The organism is Micromonospora yasonensis (assembly GCF_026013475.1).
GTDB classification, from domain to species: domain Bacteria; phylum Actinomycetota; class Actinomycetes; order Mycobacteriales; family Micromonosporaceae; genus Micromonospora; species Micromonospora yasonensis.
In genome coordinates, this window is sequence record NZ_JAPDPH010000063.1 from 16,734 (window position 1) to 33,239 (window position 16,506).

At 69.9% G+C, this 16,506-nt stretch carries 14 protein-coding genes and 1 pseudogene; 8 read left to right on the forward strand and 7 right to left on the reverse strand.

From position 1 onward, the window contains the following. Nucleotides 1-495 precede the first annotated feature (495 nt). The 6 genes from ONA70_RS15470 (at nucleotide 496) to ONA70_RS15495 (ending at nucleotide 7,182) form a co-directional block, all read left to right on the forward strand. Complete coding sequence (locus tag ONA70_RS15470) at nucleotides 496-1,767, forward strand: ABC transporter substrate-binding protein (RefSeq protein ID WP_265007127.1); 1,272 nt, start codon at nucleotides 496-498, stop codon at nucleotides 1,765-1,767. A gap of 196 nt (nucleotides 1,768-1,963) precedes the next feature. After that, a complete protein-coding gene (locus tag ONA70_RS15475; RefSeq protein WP_265007141.1) occupies nucleotides 1,964-2,791 on the forward strand; it encodes a carbohydrate ABC transporter permease in 828 nt (275 codons plus the stop codon). Further along, complete coding sequence (locus tag ONA70_RS15480) at nucleotides 2,788-3,693, forward strand: carbohydrate ABC transporter permease (RefSeq protein ID WP_265007128.1); 906 nt, start codon at nucleotides 2,788-2,790, stop codon at nucleotides 3,691-3,693. The genes ONA70_RS15475 and ONA70_RS15480 overlap by 4 nt, the downstream gene beginning before the upstream one ends. Before the next feature lie 112 nt (nucleotides 3,694-3,805). Next, on the forward strand, nucleotides 3,806-4,831 hold the full coding sequence (locus tag ONA70_RS15485) for a DUF6461 domain-containing protein (RefSeq protein WP_265007129.1): 1,026 nt from the start codon (nucleotides 3,806-3,808) through the stop codon (nucleotides 4,829-4,831). 95 nt (nucleotides 4,832-4,926) lie between these two features. Beyond that, nucleotides 4,927-5,316, forward strand: coding sequence for an MmcQ/YjbR family DNA-binding protein (locus ONA70_RS15490; protein WP_265007130.1), 390 nt, complete (start codon nucleotides 4,927-4,929; stop codon nucleotides 5,314-5,316). A gap of 987 nt (nucleotides 5,317-6,303) precedes the next feature. Continuing rightward, nucleotides 6,304-7,182, forward strand: coding sequence for a zinc metalloprotease (locus ONA70_RS15495; protein ID WP_265007131.1), 879 nt, complete (start codon nucleotides 6,304-6,306; stop codon nucleotides 7,180-7,182). A gap of 94 nt (nucleotides 7,183-7,276) precedes the next feature. On the opposite strand, the gene ONA70_RS15500 is transcribed toward ONA70_RS15495, so the two are convergent. After that, nucleotides 7,277-8,611: an SMI1/KNR4 family protein gene (locus tag ONA70_RS15500; RefSeq protein WP_265007132.1), complete on the reverse strand. Its 1,335-nt coding sequence runs from the start codon at nucleotides 8,609-8,611 to the stop codon at nucleotides 7,277-7,279. Between the two features lie 320 nt (nucleotides 8,612-8,931). Between ONA70_RS15500 and ONA70_RS15505 the strand changes: the two genes are divergently transcribed. Further along, entirely contained in the window at nucleotides 8,932-9,219 is a 288-nt protein-coding gene (locus ONA70_RS15505) for a hypothetical protein (protein ID WP_265007133.1), read from the forward strand. A 34-nt stretch (nucleotides 9,220-9,253) separates the two neighbouring features. On the opposite strand, the gene ONA70_RS15510 is transcribed toward ONA70_RS15505, so the two are convergent. Beyond that, complete coding sequence (locus tag ONA70_RS15510; RefSeq protein WP_265007134.1) at nucleotides 9,254-9,652, reverse strand: hypothetical protein; 399 nt, start codon at nucleotides 9,650-9,652, stop codon at nucleotides 9,254-9,256. Nucleotides 9,653-9,761: 109 nt separating this feature from the next. Here ONA70_RS15510 and ONA70_RS15515 point away from each other — a divergent pair, with 109 nt between their 5' ends. After that, the gene (locus ONA70_RS15515; protein WP_265007135.1) at nucleotides 9,762-11,129 is read left to right on the forward strand and encodes a pyridoxal phosphate-dependent decarboxylase family protein; all 1,368 of its coding nucleotides are present in this window, start codon (nucleotides 9,762-9,764) and stop codon (nucleotides 11,127-11,129) included. 69 nt (nucleotides 11,130-11,198) lie between these two features. Here the strand turns inward: ONA70_RS15515 and ONA70_RS15520 are convergent, their stop codons facing one another. The 5 genes and pseudogenes from ONA70_RS15520 to ONA70_RS15540 all read right to left on the reverse strand — a co-directional run. Beyond that, nucleotides 11,199-11,897, reverse strand: a complete 699-nt coding sequence (locus tag ONA70_RS15520; protein ID WP_265007136.1) for a copper homeostasis protein CutC — start codon at nucleotides 11,895-11,897, stop codon at nucleotides 11,199-11,201. After that, nucleotides 11,894-14,005, reverse strand: coding sequence for an ABC transporter ATP-binding protein (locus tag ONA70_RS15525; protein ID WP_265007137.1), 2,112 nt, complete (start codon nucleotides 14,003-14,005; stop codon nucleotides 11,894-11,896). Before ONA70_RS15525 ends, ONA70_RS15520 begins: the two co-directional genes overlap by 4 nt. Before the next feature lie 13 nt (nucleotides 14,006-14,018). Then, nucleotides 14,019-14,942 carry an ABC transporter permease gene (locus ONA70_RS15530; RefSeq protein ID WP_265007138.1) on the reverse strand — a complete coding sequence of 308 codons (924 nt, stop codon included), beginning with the start codon at nucleotides 14,940-14,942 and terminating at the stop codon, nucleotides 14,019-14,021. Beyond that, nucleotides 14,939-15,898 carry an ABC transporter permease gene (locus tag ONA70_RS15535; protein WP_265007139.1) on the reverse strand — a complete coding sequence of 320 codons (960 nt, stop codon included), beginning with the start codon at nucleotides 15,896-15,898 and terminating at the stop codon, nucleotides 14,939-14,941. The genes ONA70_RS15530 and ONA70_RS15535 overlap by 4 nt, the downstream gene beginning before the upstream one ends. 77 nt (nucleotides 15,899-15,975) lie before the next feature. After that, nucleotides 15,976-16,506: pseudogene (locus tag ONA70_RS15540) on the reverse strand (peptide ABC transporter substrate-binding protein); the annotation flags it as partial.

Here is a 16,506-nt window from a genome sequence, read left to right on the forward strand (position 1 = left end):
CGACGGCGCCACAGCGCGAATTCAAGAATCACGGATCCCATGACGGGGAATGCGAGCAGTTCGCCGGGCGACCACAGTGGGCGCGGCGGACGCCGCCACACGCGGGTCGTACCGCGGGTCTTTCCGGCGGAATCGGCCGCACACCGCGCACGCCCGCCGGCAGCACGCTCCAGCCGCGAGTCGGTTGGAATCCGTGCTCCGCACCGGACGGACCGCCCGCCTTCTCCGATGTCGACCGGCGCGCACCGGCACTCGGGCGACGCTCCGCCGGTGCCGGCGATATGCCTGGCCAGGAACCGGTTGCGCAGCGGGCGGGACGCCGAGATCTACCGCGACGACCGTGCCGATTGCAGGGTTGTCACAACCCGGATGTCGGGAGTTGACAGAACATCCCCTGCGGACGAAGGTCCCGGTGAGGGCATCGCGCAAGCTTCAACATGTTCGATCAGACCCTCACACCTCGCGTCACCTGTCACACCCTTGATGGAGGGACGAATGCGCTTCAGGACTCGCGCGGCCTTCGCCGCCGCCGGTGTCGCCCTGGCCCTCGTGGCCAGCGGCTGCGGCGCCGACGACGGCGACGGCAGCGGCAGCGGCGACAACAAGAAGGTCGAGGTCTTCACCTGGTGGGCCGACGGCGGTGAGAAGGCCGGCCTCGACGGGCTTGTCGCCCAGTTCAAGACCGACTGCTCGCAGTACGAGTTCGTGAACGGCGCGGTGGCCGGTGGCGCCGGCTCCAACGCCAAGCAGGTGCTGGCTTCCCGGCTTCAGCAGGGCGACCCGCCGGACACCTTCCAGGCGCATGCCGGCGCGGAACTGTCGGACTACATCAAGGCCGGCCAGATCGAGGACCTGTCCGCGCAGTACCAGGAGTGGGGCCTCACGAGCGCGTTCCCCAAGGGCCTCATCGACAGCCTGACCGTCGACGGCAAGATCTACTCGGTGCCGGCGAACATTCACCGCGCCAACGTCCTGTGGGCGAACAAGAAGGTTCTCGCCGAGGCGGGGATCACCGCGGCGCCGAAGGACCTGCCGGAGTTCTTCACCCAGCTCGACACGCTGAAGGCGAACGGCGTCGCCGCGCCGCTTGCCCTCGGCAAGGACTGGACACAGCAGATGCTGTTCGAGGCGGTGCTGATCAGCGACCTCGGCCCGGAGAAGTTCACCGGCTTGTGGAACGGCCAGACGGACTGGGGCGGTGCCGACGTCACCACCGCGATCAACGACTACAAGAAGCTGCTGTCGTACTCCAACAAGGACCGCGACACCTTCGACTGGACGGACGCGGAAAAGCTCGTCATGGATGGGAAGGCCGCCTACCAGCTCATGGGTGACTGGGAGGCCGCGGACCTCGACGCCAAGGGCTTCAAGGACTACAGCTACTCGGTCTTCCCGGGCAATGGCAACGCCTACCAGTGGCTGGCGGACTCGTTCGTGCTGCCGAAGGGCGCGAAGAACCCGGAGGGCACCAAGTGCTGGCTGAAGACGCTGGGTAGCGCTGCCGGCCAGAAGGCCTTCAACACCAAGAAGGGCTCCATCCCGGCCCGCACCGACGCGGTCGCCACCGACTACCCGGCCTACCAGCAGGCGGCGATCGCCGACTGGGCCAAGGGCGTCCCGGTCCCGTCGTGCCCGCACGGCTCGGCCTGCTCCCAGGGCTGGCAGGGTGCGGTCGCCTCGGCGCAGGGGAAGTTCTCCAGCGACGGCGACGTCGCGAGCCTGCAGAAGGCACTCGTCGCCGCCGCGAAGCAGTTCGCGGGCAAGTAGACAGGTACGACCGCCGCGACGGAGCGGGCCCGCCCTCGGGTCGGGCCTGCTCCGCCGCGGGCGTGACGGAGGACCCGTGACCACCACCCCCTCATCGACGACCCGACCCCGACGCAGGCCCGGAGCCACCCGCGCGAAGCTACGCCGATGGGCGCCGGGTCTGCTCCTGCTGTCACCCTCCCTCGTCCTCCTGGCGATCTTCGTGTACGGCCTGATCGGCTGGACCGTGAAGCTGTCGCTGAGCGACGAGCACAACGCCCTGGGCAACAAGGGCTTCGTCGGGCTCAAGAACTTCACCGACCTGTTCACCGAAGACATCAACGGCCGGTTCGTCCACTCGCTGAAGAACCTGCTCATCTTCACCGTCGTGTTCATCATCGGCGCGCTGGTGATGGGCCTGCTCTGGGCGTTCCTCCTCGAACGCGGCGTACGCGGCGAGGGATTCCTCCGCGCGGTCTACCTCTTCCCGATGGCCATCTCGTTCGTCGCCAGCGGCGTCGTCTGGCGGTGGCTGATGAACTCGGGCACCGACGACGCGGCGGGCGGCCTGAACCGCATCTTCGTCGACCTGCACCTCGGGTTCCTGCAGAACCCGTGGTGGACCGACCCGGACTGGGGCATGGCGGCGATGGCGCTACCGGCGATCTGGCAGCTGTCCGGATACGTGATGGCGCTGTTCCTGTCGGGCTTCCGCGGCATACCGGCCGAGCTGCGCGAGGCCGCCGCCGTCGACGGAGCCAGCACCTACCAGCTCTACCGACATGTGCTCTTCCCCCAGCTCACGCCGACCGCGCTCTCCGCGCTGATCATCCTCGGCCACATGTCGATGAAGATGTTCGACCTCATCATGTCGGTCTCCGGCGCGCAGTGGATCACCGAGGTGCCCGCCGTGTACGTCTGGCAGGCGCTGCTGACCAGTGACTACGCCAAGGCGGCGGCGATCTCCATCATCCTGTTGCTCCTGGTGGCCATCGTGATCGTGCCCTACCTCATCTACAACAACCGGGTGGAGCGCCGCTCATGACCACCAGCACCGTCACCCCCACGCCCGGCACCGCCGTCGGTCCGGCGCCGACGAGACGGCGGCCCCGGGGTTCCGTCCACGCCCGGTCGCCGATCAGCCGGGGCGTCACGTACGCGCTCCTGCTCGTCTTCCTGATCATCATCCTGATGCCGGCCTACGTCCTGATCGTGACGAGCCTGAAGTCCGGGCGCGAGATCGGCGTCAACGGGCAGTGGAACCTGCCGTCGGAATGGACGTTCGCGTCGTGGGAGAAGGCGTGGACCTCGCTGCGACCGTCGTTCGTCCGCACGTTCGAGCTGGCCATCCCGGTCGCGTTGATCTCATCGCTGCTCGGCTCGGCGAACGGGTTCGTGCTGTCCCGGTGGCGCTTCCCCGGGGCCGACGTGGTGTTCACGCTGATCCTGTTCGGCATGTTCATCCCGTACCAGGCGGTCATGATCCCGCTACGACAGATCGTGCAGGAGATCGGCCTACCGCCGGGCATCCCGACGCTGGTGTTCGTGCACTGCGTCTACGGCATCCCGATCTGCACGCTGATCTTCCGCAACTACTACGCGACGACGGTCCCGGTCGAGCTCATCGAGGCCAGCCGGGTCGACGGCGCGGGCATGCTGCGCACCTTCGCCTCGGTCATCCTGCCCCTGTCCGCGCCCGGCTTCGTGGTGACGATCATCTGGCAGTTCACGTCGGCCTGGAACGACTACCTCTTTGCGATCTTCATGTCGAACACGCGGAACGGCCCGATCACGATCGCCCTGAACGCGTTGGCCGGCGCCCAGTCACCCGACTACGCGGCGTCGATGGCGGGCGCGCTGATCGCGTCCCTGCCGACGCTGGTCGTGTACATCCTGCTGGGCCGCTGGTTCATCGGCGGCCTGATGGCGGGCTCGGTCAAGAGCTGAACGCCGGGGACGGGCCGCGCCGGGACCCCGGCGGGGCCCGTCACCCGCACCGGACCCAGGTCCGACGCAAGCAGGTCAGCGCGCGAGGGCACCGAGCGTTAGTCTGCCCGGCATGCCCGACGACGTGGTCGCGTACTACCGCCAGTTCCTCCACGAGCGCCCCTGGCACGCCGAAGGCCTGAGCTGGACGGTGATCCAGCCGGCGAGCGAGCCGGTCACGGAGGACGTCGTCCTGCGCCGGCTGCGCGGCCAGCGCGTCGACCTGACCGAGATCCACTTTCCGCACGTCAACGACTTCCGGCCCGGGATGCCCGACGAGTCGAAGGTGGCGTACCTGACCCAGGTCGGTCCGGCCGTGGTGATGTTCCAGCCCAGCGGCTTCGAGGGAGCCCGTCGGGAGGTCTTGCGGTGGCTCAGCGACGGCGCCCGCGTGCACAACGTCGACTGGACCATCAACGGCAACGGGGGCATCAGCTACGCCGTCTACGGGAAGGTCCTGGCGTGGGTGGACAAGAACGACCCCGGCCGGCGCCACGGTGAACAACCGGACGTGCTCGACAACGACCTGGGCGGGCTGCGGGAAGCCCGGCGCCGGTGGGACGCCGGCGACCTGGCGGGCGCCGACTTCAGCGCCGAGGCGATGGCGCTCGTCGAGCGGCGCACCGGCGTCCGGCTCGACGTCGGCTGGGTCGACGGCTTCGAGGAGCCCGGCCCCGCCGTGATGATCGGCGACATCCCAAGCGATCCGACGCCGCCGGGCCGGCTCGGGAACCAGGACCCCGACCTGGACGCCCGGCTGCGGAGCGCGCCCGAGCACGCGCGTCGGGCCGCGCTCGCGTTGGTCGCGCGGACTCTCGCCGGCAGGTTCACCTTCAGTGACCCGGAAGCCGTGGCATCAACGGTGGACTCGATCGAGCGTGGGGTGCCACTCGCCCCGGAGGTGCGTACGCGGATGTTCCGGTCGCTGGCCACCGGCGACGCTGAGGCCCGCTCGGCGATCAACGGCCTCTACGCCGCAACCGCCCCGCCGGGTCGGCACGTGGACGAACCGCTCGACCTGCTCCACGCGGCCACGTACGCGCTTCCCGACGAGTGGCCCCGCGTGCGCCAGGCGATCGATGGGCTGCTGCGCGGCTGACCCTCCCGACCCCGACGAGCCGTACCGTGCAAGGCCGCGACGGCGCGGTGGTTAAGGTGTACGGATGCGGGTGGCGTGGTCCTGGAGCGACCTCGATGGCTGACGCCGACGATGTTCGCCAGCTGGCGCTGGCGCTGCCTTATGTGATCGAGATCGACAGTGACGGCTTCGATTTCCGGGTCGCCGACAAAGGGTTCGTCTGGTCCTATCCCGAGCGCAGGCCCGGCGCGCCGCGCCGCATCCGGACCGATATCGCGGTGCTGTATGTCGGCGACGAAGCGGAGAAGCAGGCCCTGCTCCTCGGCGAACCCGAGCTCTTCTTCACCACGCCGGCGTACGACGGGTTGCCCCTGGTCATGCTGCGGTTGCCCCAGGTCAGCGTCGATCGTCTCACCGAACTCGTCACCGACGCGTGGCGCATGCGTGCGCCCGAGTCGCTCCTCGGTGACCTCGAGGACGACACCGACCCGTTGAGCCAGAGCTGAGCAGAGCCGATCAGCAGGCCGAGGCGATGCCACCGCGGGTTGGGGCGCACTCTCAGCAGGGGTCCGAGTCCGCCACCGGTGAAGCGGCCAACTGCAACCGCTTGCGTAGCCGACGCGCTTCGCGGCCGCGATACCTTCGCAGGACGCTTTCGAGGGTGTCGCGTACGTGCGGATCGGGATGATCGGCCAGGTAGGCCAGCTCCTCGGCACCGCCGTGCCGGCCCCGGCCCAGCTCGCCGAACGCCCCGCACGGCAGACAGGACGGGCACGGACAGGGCCGTCGCGCCCGGCAGGTACCGCCAACCCACTCCCTGCGGAACATCACGGACCCGTCGTACCTCGGCGGCGCGGATCGAACGGGGCACGAACACCTCGTAGCCGCGCGGATCGTCGAGCTCGCGCACCACCGCGACCGCCTGCGCGGCGGTGGCCTCGCGCGGTGGCGCGTTGTAGCGGTCGACGGTCACCGGCTCGTCGTCGGGCAACCGCAGATGCACCGCGACCAGCACGGCCGAGTGCCAGCGCCGCAACTCACGCACCCACTGATGCGTGAGAGTGAACGACGGCAGCACCGGCATGCAGTACACGCCCCGTCCGCCGGCCCGCCCGTGGCTGCGCGCGGCGATCCCCGAAGGCTGGATGTGCCGAGCCGACCTCGCCACGGTGACATGCACAAAGTCCGCCATCACCGGGATGGTAGCCGGCACGCGGGTGGTGACAGCCACGAGTTTACGGCCCCAAAATCGCCCACAGGGGGATGCTCCGATCGAGGCCCGGATCTGTCGGGCTCCCTCTCGGGCCTGTTGTTAACGCCACCGGCGTGTTCTTATACCGAGACGACGACGTCAGTGACCTGGTCGCGGCGACCGTCGTCCATCCCGTCCTACATTCCCAGAGGTGACGATGCGCAGGAGATCGACGTTTCAACTGGCAGCCCTGACCGCTACCGCTGCGACATTCCTGGCGGCCGGCGGAGCCTCCGCGGCGGTGAGCGCGGCAGCGCCCGTGGCCGCCTCCGCAGGCGTCGCGGCGTGTGAGCCGGGTGCCGAGGGGCACAGCGCGGCCCGGGTGAGCGAGGGCGCCACCGCTCAGGAGCCGGAGCTGTACTCGAAGAACGAGGCGAACGCCTACGGCGTGATCAAGGACTCGCCGCGCCTGGCCAACGGCAGCGTCACGATCCCCACGGTCTTCCACATGGTCTCCGATCACCCGCTCAGCGCGGCCGAGACGAACCGGTGGAACACCCTGATCGCGGCGCAGATGACGGTGCTCAACGATTCGTTCGCGGGCCGCACGGCGGCGGACGCCTCTGACACGCCGTTCCGCTTCTCGCTCGTCGACACGACGTGGACGGTGAACAGCGACTGGTACACGGTCGTGCCGGGCAAGAACGAGCGGGACATGAAGAAGGCGCTGTACACCGGCGACGCCCGCACCCTGAACGTGTACGCGGCCAACATCGGCGGCGGGCTCCTCGGCTGGGCGTACTTCCCGAAGGGCTACAACAACGGCCGGGACTACATCGACGGCGTGGTGATGCTGGACGAGTCGATGCCGGGCGGAACGGCGGGCAAGTACGCCCTGGGTGACACGCTGACGCACGAGGTGGGGCACTGGCTGATGCTGGAGCACACCTTCGCGCACGGGTGCTCCGCTTCCGGCGACTACGTCGCGGACACTCCGCGGGAGGCGGCGCCGCAGTTCAACTGCCCGGTGGGCGCGGACACCTGCACCGCGCCGGGGCTGGACCCGATCCACAACTTCATGGACTACACGCAGGACTCCTGCATGAACATGTTCACGGCGGGACAGGCGGACCGGATGAGCGACGCCTGGCTGGCGTTCCGGGCCGGTGGCGGCAAGTAACCACGCCCTGGTGCGTACGTTTCGGGGGTGACGGGCCAGCGGCTCGTCACCCCCTTCGTCATTGCGGCGGTGCCGCCGTTATGCACCGTGGAGGTCAGCGTAGTGCGCGTAGCTGGCGGGTGCGGAGCGGCAGTTGGCGTGCCGACAACGCGTTGAGCACTCCCAACCAGCCCTGTCGTTCGTCGATGATGGTGACGCCCGCGTCGACGATGCGGACGTGGGCGGATGGTCGGCCCCGATTGAGGGGCTCGACCAGATCGCACAGGTGCGCGCCGAGCTGCTCGACCTGGTCGGCGAGCGCGGCGAGCCCGCTGGCGGCGTAGCGATCAAGTGTGGTCGGGTCCATCGCGTCGGAGTTGTCGTAGCGGATGTTGGCGGCGGCTCGCTTCGCGGAAGCCATCAGCTCACGGTGCAGCGTCCGGTCCTGCGCGGCCCACGCTGCGGCCCGCTGCTGTTCGCGGCCGGCCGGGTCGTCGGCGAGGACCGCCTGGGTGGCGGCGATGAGCAGTTCGGTGTTGCGCGCGACGTGTGCGGCGATCCACTCGGCCGACCACGAGCCGGGCGTTGGCGGACCAAAGCCTGCCGACCGCACCTCGACCACGAAGGCGGCGTACCGCTGACGCAGTCTCGCCACGTTCACCGGTGCGCTGCCGCCGCCAGACCAGCGACTTCGGTCGCTGTCCCAGGACATCGCGCCGTCATCGTCGACCCAGATCCGGCTTCCAGAAACGGGGATGCCCTGCGTCAGTGCGTCGGCAACCTCGGCGAGCATCGCCGCCACACTGCTCCAGCACGCGGTGTCACCTGCCCCGTCGTCGCGGAGGAACTGTCGTACGCAACCGTGGGCTGGACCGGGCCGCAGGTCGACGAAGAGATCGTTGCCACCTCCGTCGCCGGCAATCGGCAACCAGGTCGGCAGCCAGGCACCCTTGCAGGGTGAGCCCGCTGGCGCCCGATCCTCCCGCGCCACGTATGCGGCGAACTGGTCCGCGGACGCCTCCTCCATCACCCCGTTCCAGGCCGACATCCACACATCGCGGCTGTCCAGGGCCCGCCGTATCGAGTAAGGCGAGTAGAGGGGCGGCAGTAGGTTGCCCTTGCCGGCCTGCCCGTCCGCCCGCCGCCACCAGGCGAGGAGATCGTTCGGTAGAGCCGTGCTCACACTCTGTACGGCGTCGCGAATGTCGTCCTCAGCCGCTGGCGGCCGGATCAGGGCCAACTCGACCGGGGAATGCCGGCCCAGCCAGTCCACGATGATGTCCCACGACTCGTCCACGGCATACGGCATGGGCCAATCATGGCAAAGCCGCGGTGAACCTGGCCGCCTGAGTTCCGTGTTGCAGAAGCACGAGCGATGGCGCGTGGACCTCAGGCTGCAGCGGCGCCACGAGCAGGCTGAGGGTGAGAGCGCGAGGCAGTAAATCCACATTCAGAACGGCTGCACTGCCAGTTCGGAGGTTGCCGCACGCCACGGCTACCGGCCCATCGATGATCCACGACGGCCCTGAGGTTCGTTCCTGCCACCCGCCGCCAGCTGCGCGGTTCGGCACCGCCACGACGCCGACGCATACGTCCACCTTGCCGCCGCCCTCGACCCGGCCTGCGTCGCGATGCGGCTGACGTCCACGTCGTCGGGCCATTGCCAGGTGAACCCGATGAAAGAGCCATAGGCTGGGACGACAAATCCGCTGGACGTGCGAACAGTCCTCACAGAACGGATGAGCGGTCATGGACTCAGATTCAGATGAGGTGAATCTCAGCCCCGAGGAACAGGAATATCAGAACAGGCTCCTCCGAGCTTTCGAGAACGTGAGAACCATCTCGATGGCGCTCAACTATGTCGAGCACCTGTTGGACCCCAATAAACCGTATACACCGGCCATGAACACGCCCACGGTGAAGGCTCTGTTGAACGAGGTGAAGCCCGGCAGCTCGGCCGAGCAGGGCCGAGCCGCCGTGCGCACACTTCAGGAGAGGCTGACCGCAGCCAACAACGAGTACCAGAAGATAACGGAAGAAGGGAAAAAGTTCTCGTGATGATTGGTGCCGAATTTCGACAAGCGTGGTGGAGCTAAGGGCGTAGCCGCTCGGGCTCGTGAAGCACGGCGTCTGCCAGGTCGCGCGGGAACAGGCGTTCGATGCTTTCGGCATAGCCCTCACCGTCGGCAGGCTTCCTGACTCGATCGCCATCCACCCGCACCGGCATCGAGATGCCTCCTGACGGATGTTCGGCCGTCGGCGTGATTTCGCAGGCCGCCCAGGCGAACGACGATGAGTCCTCCCGGCCGAGTAGCCGGACCTCGCAGGTGCCAGGGCCCCAGAGCAACCGGTCGGGCAGCAGCGCGGCGAGGCGTGTCTCCTCGGCCTGCACACCGGCGGTGTGGCGGTCAGGAATCCGGTACGGCGACCCGGAGCACCCGGAAATCAGACCGACCACCGCCGCGAGGCCGACAACGTATCGACGAGACATGCTCCCGATGATGTCATCGCCCGCCGGTCGGAACCAGCACTTGTCTCGGCTCCCGGGTACTGGCCATGATCAAAGGGCGTAGCCCACGGGTCCAGGGAAAGGTGCGCCGATGGACGAACTGCGTCACCTGTTCCGTGTGGCCGCTGACCACGCGGCGGACTATCGGCGGTCGTTGCCGGACCGGCCGGTCGGAGTGCCCATCGACCAGGCTGCGTTGGCCGGCTCGTTCGGGGGCCCGTTGCCCGACGCTCCCTGCCCGCCTGAGCAGGTATTGGCTGACCTGCTCGCCGCGGCCGAGCCTGGCCTGGTCGCGAGCGCCGGCCCACGGTACTTCGGGTTCGTGGTCGGCGGCGCGTTGCCGGCGGCGACCGCAGCCGACATCCTCGCTGCCGGTTGGGACCAGCTCGCGTTCAACGTTGTCACCTCGCCGGCCGCCATCGCCGCCGAGGCGGCCGCCGGCGGCTGGCTGAAGGAGTTGCTGGGCATTCCGGCGTCGGCGTCGGTCGGTTTCGTCAACGGCGCCCAGGCGGCGAACACCGTCGGGCTTGCCGCCGCCCGGCACCAGGTGCTGGCCGACGCGGGTTGGGACGTGGAACGGCGTGGGCTGCTCGGGGCGCCGCCGATCCGGGTGATCGCCGGGGAGGAGCGACACGGCACCATCGACCGGTCGCTGCGCCTGCTCGGCCTCGGGGTGGACGTGGTGGAATCGGTGCCGGCCGGGCCGAACGGCGCCATCGACCTCCGGTCGCTGCGGGACGTGCTGCGAGCCGGTTCCCGGGGCCCCACCATCGTGTGTCTTCAGGCGGGCAACGTGAACACCGGCGCCTGCGACGAGCTCCGGCAGGCGTGCGAGCTGGTCCGCCGGCACGGTGGGTGGGTGCATGTGGACGGGGCGTTCGGACTGTGGGCCGCGGCGAGTCCGGCCACGCGGCATCTGGTGGACGGGCTGGAACTGGCCGACTCGTGGGCCTGCGACGGCCACAAGTGGCTGAATCTCCCGTACGACTCGGCCTTCGCCTTCTGCGCCCGGCCGGACGTGCACGCGGCGGCGATGTCCTACGCCGCGGCGTACCTGGTCGGTTCCGGCGGCGCGCCGGTGGGAGCGGATCTCACCGCCGAGTCCTCGCGCCGGGCGCGGGGCTTCGCCGTCTGGGCCGGACTGCGGGAGCTGGGCCGCGACGGTGTCGCGGGGCTGGTCGACCGCTGTTGCGCGCTGGCCCGCCGGTTCGCCGATGGCCTGACCGCGGCCGGGTTCGAGGTGGCGAACGAGGTGGTGCTCAACCAGGTGCTGGTGGGCTTCGGCGACGATGCCCGCACCGACCGGGTGGTGGCGGCCGTGCAGGCGGACGGCACGTGCTGGGCGGGCGGTACGACGTGGCGGGGGCGGCGACTGATGCGGCTCTCGGTGTCGAACGCCACCACCACCGAGGCGGACGTGGACCGGTCGGTCGCCGCCATCACCCGCCTCGCCGCCTGAGGTCGACGCCGCTCCGCCCAGCACGCCTCGCAGCGAGGTCGGCCCGTTGGCGTCGTGGGTGGCTCGCCGTCAGCGGGCACGCGTGGCGGCGACGACCCGGCGGACCTCGTCGCCGTCCGTGGCCTCGCGTCCGTCGCGCTGCACCGGTGCCCGCAGGTGCACCTCCCGCGCCCGGGTCTCCGCGAGCACCTGCCGGACGTTGTGCGATCGGATGCCACCGCCGGCGATGACCCGCAACCGGTCGCCGGCCCGCTGCCGCAGTGCGGCGATGCGCGCGGCGCCGGCCAGCGCGGTGGGCGCCGCGCCCGAGGTCAACACCGCGTCGGCCCCGAGGTCGATGATCTCCTCGATTGCCCGTAGCTGGTCGTCGACCTCGTCGAAGGCCTTGTGCACGGTCACCGGCAACGGTCCCGCCGCCTCGATCAGGCGCCGCAGCACCGCGAGATCGAGGCCACCGTCGGCGCCGACGGCGCCGACCACCACCCCGACCGCGAGCCCGTGCGGGTTGGGCAGGCTGCGGATGGCCGCGATGTCGGCGAGCATGACCTGCTCCTCGATCTCGCTCACCCGGAAGTCGCCGCCCCGGGGGCGGACCATGACCCGCACCCCCACCGTCCGCAACGTCTGCAGGGCAACCGTGAGCGTCCCCAGGCTGGGGGTGGTGCCGCCCTGGCCGAGATCGGCGCAGAGCTCCAGCCGGTCGGCCCCGGCCGCCTCGGCCACCAGGGCGGTCGGTACGTCACTGACGCAGATCTCCACCGTGGTCATGCGACCGCCCCGGCCCGCGCGGGCGCCGCGCTCGACTCCGGGCGCAGCGGGAAGTGGCAGGCCACCTGGTGTCCGTCGCCGGCCAGCGGCGGTTCCGTCGCGCAGATCTCCTGGGCCAGGGGGCATCGGGTCCGGAACCGGCACCCGGTGGGCGGGTTCAGCGCGCTGGGCAGCTCGCCTCGGATGGTGATGCCGTCGCGGGCGGCCGCGGCGTTCGGCGTGATGGAGGGGACGGCGTCGATGAGTGCCTGCGTGTACGGGTGCCGGGCGGCCCGGACCACGTCCCGGGCCGGCCCGACCTCGACGAGCTTGCCGAGGTACATGACGCCGATCCGGTCCGCCATGTAGTCGACGACGGACAGGTCATGGCTGATGAAGACGTACGCCAGGCCGAGCTCGCGCTGCAGGTCCCGCATGAGGTTGAGGACCTGCGCCTGGATCGACACGTCCAGCGCGCTCACCGGCTCGTCGCCGACGATCAGCCGGGGCTGCAGGGCCAGCGACCGGGCCAGCCCGATGCGCTGCAGCTGGCCGCCGGAGAACTCGTGGGGGTAGCGCTCCAGGACCCGCCGCGACAGCCCCACCTGGTCGAGCAGGGTGGCGATGCGGGCCCGCCGGGCCGCCCCGTCGCCCACCTTCTGGATCTCCAGCGGTTCGGCGAGGATGGCGTCGACGCGCATCCGGGGGTTCATCGCGGCGTAGCTGTCTTGGAACATGAGTTGGACCTGCCGGTGCATGCGGCGGCGCTCCCGCCCGGCCAGGCCGGCGAGGTCGGTGCCGTCCAGCATGATCTGCCCGGCGGTCGGCCGCTCCAGTCCGACGGCCAGTCGTCCCACGGTGGACTTGCCGCAGCCGGATTCGCCGACCAGCCCGAAGGTCTCCCCCGGGCCGACCTCGAACGAGACACCCGCCACGGCGCTCACCTGCCCGGCGGTGCGGCGCAGCAGCCCACGCCCGTGCGCCGCGTAGTTCTTCACCAGTGCGCGCACCGACAGGACCGACGTCGCCGCCGGCTCGTCCGGTCCGGCCGTCGGGCCGGCCGGCTGCGGTGCCGGTTCGACCCGTACCGGGGCCGGCAGGGTGACCGGCGCGGCGGGTGTCGTGGGCACCGGGTGCAGACAGGCGTGCTGATGCTCGCCGGCCGACAGGGTGATGTCGCTGATCCGGCATTCGTCGGTGACGTGCCGGCAGCGGGGCGCGAACCGGCAGCCGGCCAGGGGCCGGGACAGGTCCGGCGGCAGGCCCGGGATGCTGTAGAGGCGGGCGTGTGCACCGGTCTCCCGGATCGCCGACTCGGGCAGCGCCTCCATCAGCGCCTCGGTGTAGCGGTGCCGGGGTGTGCGGAACAGCGTCGCGGTCGCGGCGGTCTCCACCACCCGGCCGGCGTACATGACGGCGACCCGGTCGGCGCGGCCGGCGATCACCCCCAGGTCGTGGGTGACCAGGATGACCGCCATCCCGAACTCTTCCCGCAGGTCGTCGATGAGTTCGAGGATCTGCCGCTGGGTGGTGACGTCGAGGGCGGTGGTCGGTTCGTCGGCGATGAGCAGGCGCGGGGAACAGACCAGTGCCATCGCGATGGCGACGCGTTGCCGCATCCCGCCGGACAACTCGTGCGGGTAGTTGTCGACGATCCGGTCCGGGCGGGGCATGCCGACCCGGCGCAGGATTTCGATGGTCCGCTCCCGCGCGTCCGCCTTGCCGACTCCCTCGTGCACCCGCAGCGGTTCGGCGACCTGGACGCCGATCCGCATGGTCGGGTTGAGCGAGGTGAGCGGGTCCTGGAAGACCATGCCCATCCGGACACCACGGATCCGGCGTACCTCGTCGGCCGGCAGCGAGCGCAGGTCCCGGCCCTCGAAGAGGATCTGTCCCCCGGACACCCGGCCGCCGGGCGGCAGCAGACCCATGATCGACAGTGCCGTCATCGTCTTGCCGCTGCCGGATTCGCCCACCACGCCGAGGGTCTCGCCCGGCATGACCTCGAGGCTGACCCCGTCGAGGGCGTGTACGGTGCCGCGGCGCAGCGCGATGTCGGTGTCGAGATCGCGCAGTTCCAGCAGGGGCTGAACCGCTGCCGGCGGCTTCCGAACGGTCGATTCGCTCATTTTCTGCTCCTGCTCAGCGTCGCCGGAGGCGGACCTCGAAGGCGTCCCTCAGCCCGTCGCCGATGAAGTTGAAGGCGAGGACGATGAGGATGATGGCGATTCCCGGCGGGTACAGCAGCCACCAGTGGCCGCTGTAGGTGTCGGCCAGGCCGTCGGAGAGCATCCCGCCCCAGTTCGCCGCCGGCGGGGGGACGCCGAGACCGAGGAAGGACAGGTACGCGACGTAGAGGATCGCGTCGGCGACCTGGAAGGTCGCGTTGACGATCACCGTGCCGATGGCGTTCGGCACGATGTGCCGGCGCACCGCCCGGCCACCCGTGCCACCCATCCCCCGCATGGCCTGGACGTACTCGCGGGAGCGCAGGGTCAGTGCCTCACCCCGGACCAGCCGGGCCGGCCCCAACCAGGCGAAGGCACCGATGATGAGGATGAGCATCGGCACACTCGGGGTGACGATGGCGGCGAGCAGCATGAAGAGGAACAGCGACGGGATCGACATCATCGCGTCGACCACCCGCATCATCGCCGGGTCCACCCATCCGCCCGCGAATCCGGCGACGGCGCCCCAGAGGGTGCCCACCGCGGTGGCGAGGATGCCGGCCGCGAGCCCGACGATGATCGAGGTCTGACCGCCGAGCATGAGCCGCCCCAGCTGGTCGTAGCCGACCCCGTCGGTGCCGAGCGGATGCCCCTGCTCACCCGGGGCGAGGTGCACGGCGGTGAGGTCGGTGTGCACCTGGTCGGTGTGGTAGAAGAGCGGGCCGAGGAAGCAGATCCCGGCCAGCAGGACGAACAGGCCCAGGCCCACCAGGGCCAGCCGGTTCTCGCAGAAGACGACCAGCCCCTGCCGCCAGAGGCCGCGTACCGGCTCGTCGGCCGCGTCGGCCGGCGGAGCGGGGGCGGCACCGGGACGGACCGCCTCGGACAGTGTGCTCATGACGTGCTCCCGCGGAGTCGGACCCGGGGATCGACGGCGGCGTAGAGCAGGTCGGCGACGAGCGCGCCGACCACCGTCGCGATCGAGATGATGACGGTGACCCCGAGCAGGATCGGGAAGTCACGCTTCAGCGCCGCCTGCCAGAACAGCTGCCCCATGCCGGGGAAGTTGAACAGCGATTCGACGACCAACGCCCCGCTGAACAGCGCGGGCAGGTACATCCCGAGCAGCGCGATGACCGGGAACAACCCGTTGCGCAGCGTGTGCCGCAGCACCACCCGCCGCTCTGAGAGGCCCTTGCTGCGGGCGGTGCGGACGTAGTTCTCGTTGAGGTTGTCGACCATGGCGGAGCGTACGTACCGCGAGTAGACCGCGATGGTGACGATGGCGAGCGTGACCGTGGGCAGGACCAGCCCCGCCGGGTCGGCGAGCACTTCCGCCACCGTGAACCCCTGCGGCGCCTCCGGTGGCAGGATCGGCCAGACCTGCGAGAAGAGGATGATCATCATGAGGCCCATGAAGAAGATGGGCGTGGCGTACGCCAGCAGCGACAGCGAGGTGATGGCGTAGTCGGGCCAGCGGTTGCGGCGTACCGCCTGGATCACGCCGAGCGGGATCGCCAGCACGATGGCGAGCAGGGTCGACAGCAGCGACAGCACCATGGTCTTCGGCAGCCGCTGGCTGATCGCCTCGACGACCGACTGGTTGAGCTGGTACGAGTAGCCGAGATCGCCGTGCAGCAGGCGCTGCACGTACATGCCGTACTGCTGGATCCACGGCCGGTCGTAGCCCATGTCGTGGTTGAACGCCGCCAACTGCTCCAGCGTCGCCTCCTTGCCGAGGGTGGCCCGTGCCGCGCCCCCGGGAAGCAGGTGCAGGATGAGGAACGCGATCACCGTGACGATCACGACAACGACGAGGGCCTGACCCAAGCGCGTGATGAGGTACCGGACCACCTGGGCCGTTCCTCCTCCCTGGTCGGGGCCCCGGCGGCGCGGTGGGCGCCGCCGGGGCCGGGACGATCAGTGGTCGGTCACTTCCAGGACCAGTCCTGGAAGTACATGAAGTTCATCGGGTCCTGCGGCTCGACGCCCTGCAGGCCGGACCGGTACGCCGAGACCTGGAACACCGGGTTCGGCATCCAGAGCACCGGCAGGTCCTTGGCGAGGAAGTCGTTGTACGCCTTGAGCGCGCTCTCGTCGCCGGAGAACTGCGTGGCCTCGATGAGCTTGTCGGCCTCCGGGTTGCTGTAGCTGCCCAGGTTCACCGGGGCGCCGGTGGCGAAGAGCCGCTCCCCGCTGGCGAAGGCCGGGTAGTACCAACTGCCCTGCGAGCCGAAGAAGGACATGTCCCACGAGCAGGTGGCGTCCGTCGGCTTGCAGGCCGGGGTGACCGCGACCGAGTCGGGCACCTCCTTGATGGTCAGCTGGATGCCGAGCTTGGCCAGCTGCGACTTGATCTCGGCGAACATCTTGGTCGTGGCGGCGAAGCCGGTCTGGCTGGTCACGGTGAAGTTCAGCGCCGTGCCGGCGGCGATGCCGTCGCCGCACTGGTTCGGCCCGGT

What these genes read in the sequence shown, in the direction of transcription:
- ONA70_RS15470 (WP_265007127.1), top strand. Translation starts at nt 496, where the DNA reads ATGCGCTTCAGGACTCGCGCGGCCTTCGCCGCCGCCGGTGTCGCCCTG.
- ONA70_RS15480 (WP_265007128.1), top strand. Translation starts at nt 2,788, where the DNA reads ATGACCACCAGCACCGTCACCCCCACGCCCGGCACCGCCGTCGGTCCG.
- ONA70_RS15485 (WP_265007129.1), top strand. Translation starts at nt 3,806, where the DNA reads ATGCCCGACGACGTGGTCGCGTACTACCGCCAGTTCCTCCACGAGCGC.
- ONA70_RS15490 (WP_265007130.1), top strand. Translation starts at nt 4,927, where the DNA reads ATGGCTGACGCCGACGATGTTCGCCAGCTGGCGCTGGCGCTGCCTTAT.
- ONA70_RS15500 (WP_265007132.1), bottom strand. Translation starts at nt 8,611, where the DNA reads ATGTGGATTTACTGCCTCGCGCTCTCACCCTCAGCCTGCTCGTGGCGC.
- ONA70_RS15510 (WP_265007134.1), bottom strand. Translation starts at nt 9,652, where the DNA reads ATGTCTCGTCGATACGTTGTCGGCCTCGCGGCGGTGGTCGGTCTGATT.
- ONA70_RS15515 (WP_265007135.1), top strand. Translation starts at nt 9,762, where the DNA reads ATGGACGAACTGCGTCACCTGTTCCGTGTGGCCGCTGACCACGCGGCG.
- ONA70_RS15520 (WP_265007136.1), bottom strand. Translation starts at nt 11,897, where the DNA reads ATGACCACGGTGGAGATCTGCGTCAGTGACGTACCGACCGCCCTGGTG.
- ONA70_RS15525 (WP_265007137.1), bottom strand. Translation starts at nt 14,005, where the DNA reads ATGAGCGAATCGACCGTTCGGAAGCCGCCGGCAGCGGTTCAGCCCCTG.
- ONA70_RS15530 (WP_265007138.1), bottom strand. Translation starts at nt 14,942, where the DNA reads ATGAGCACACTGTCCGAGGCGGTCCGTCCCGGTGCCGCCCCCGCTCCG.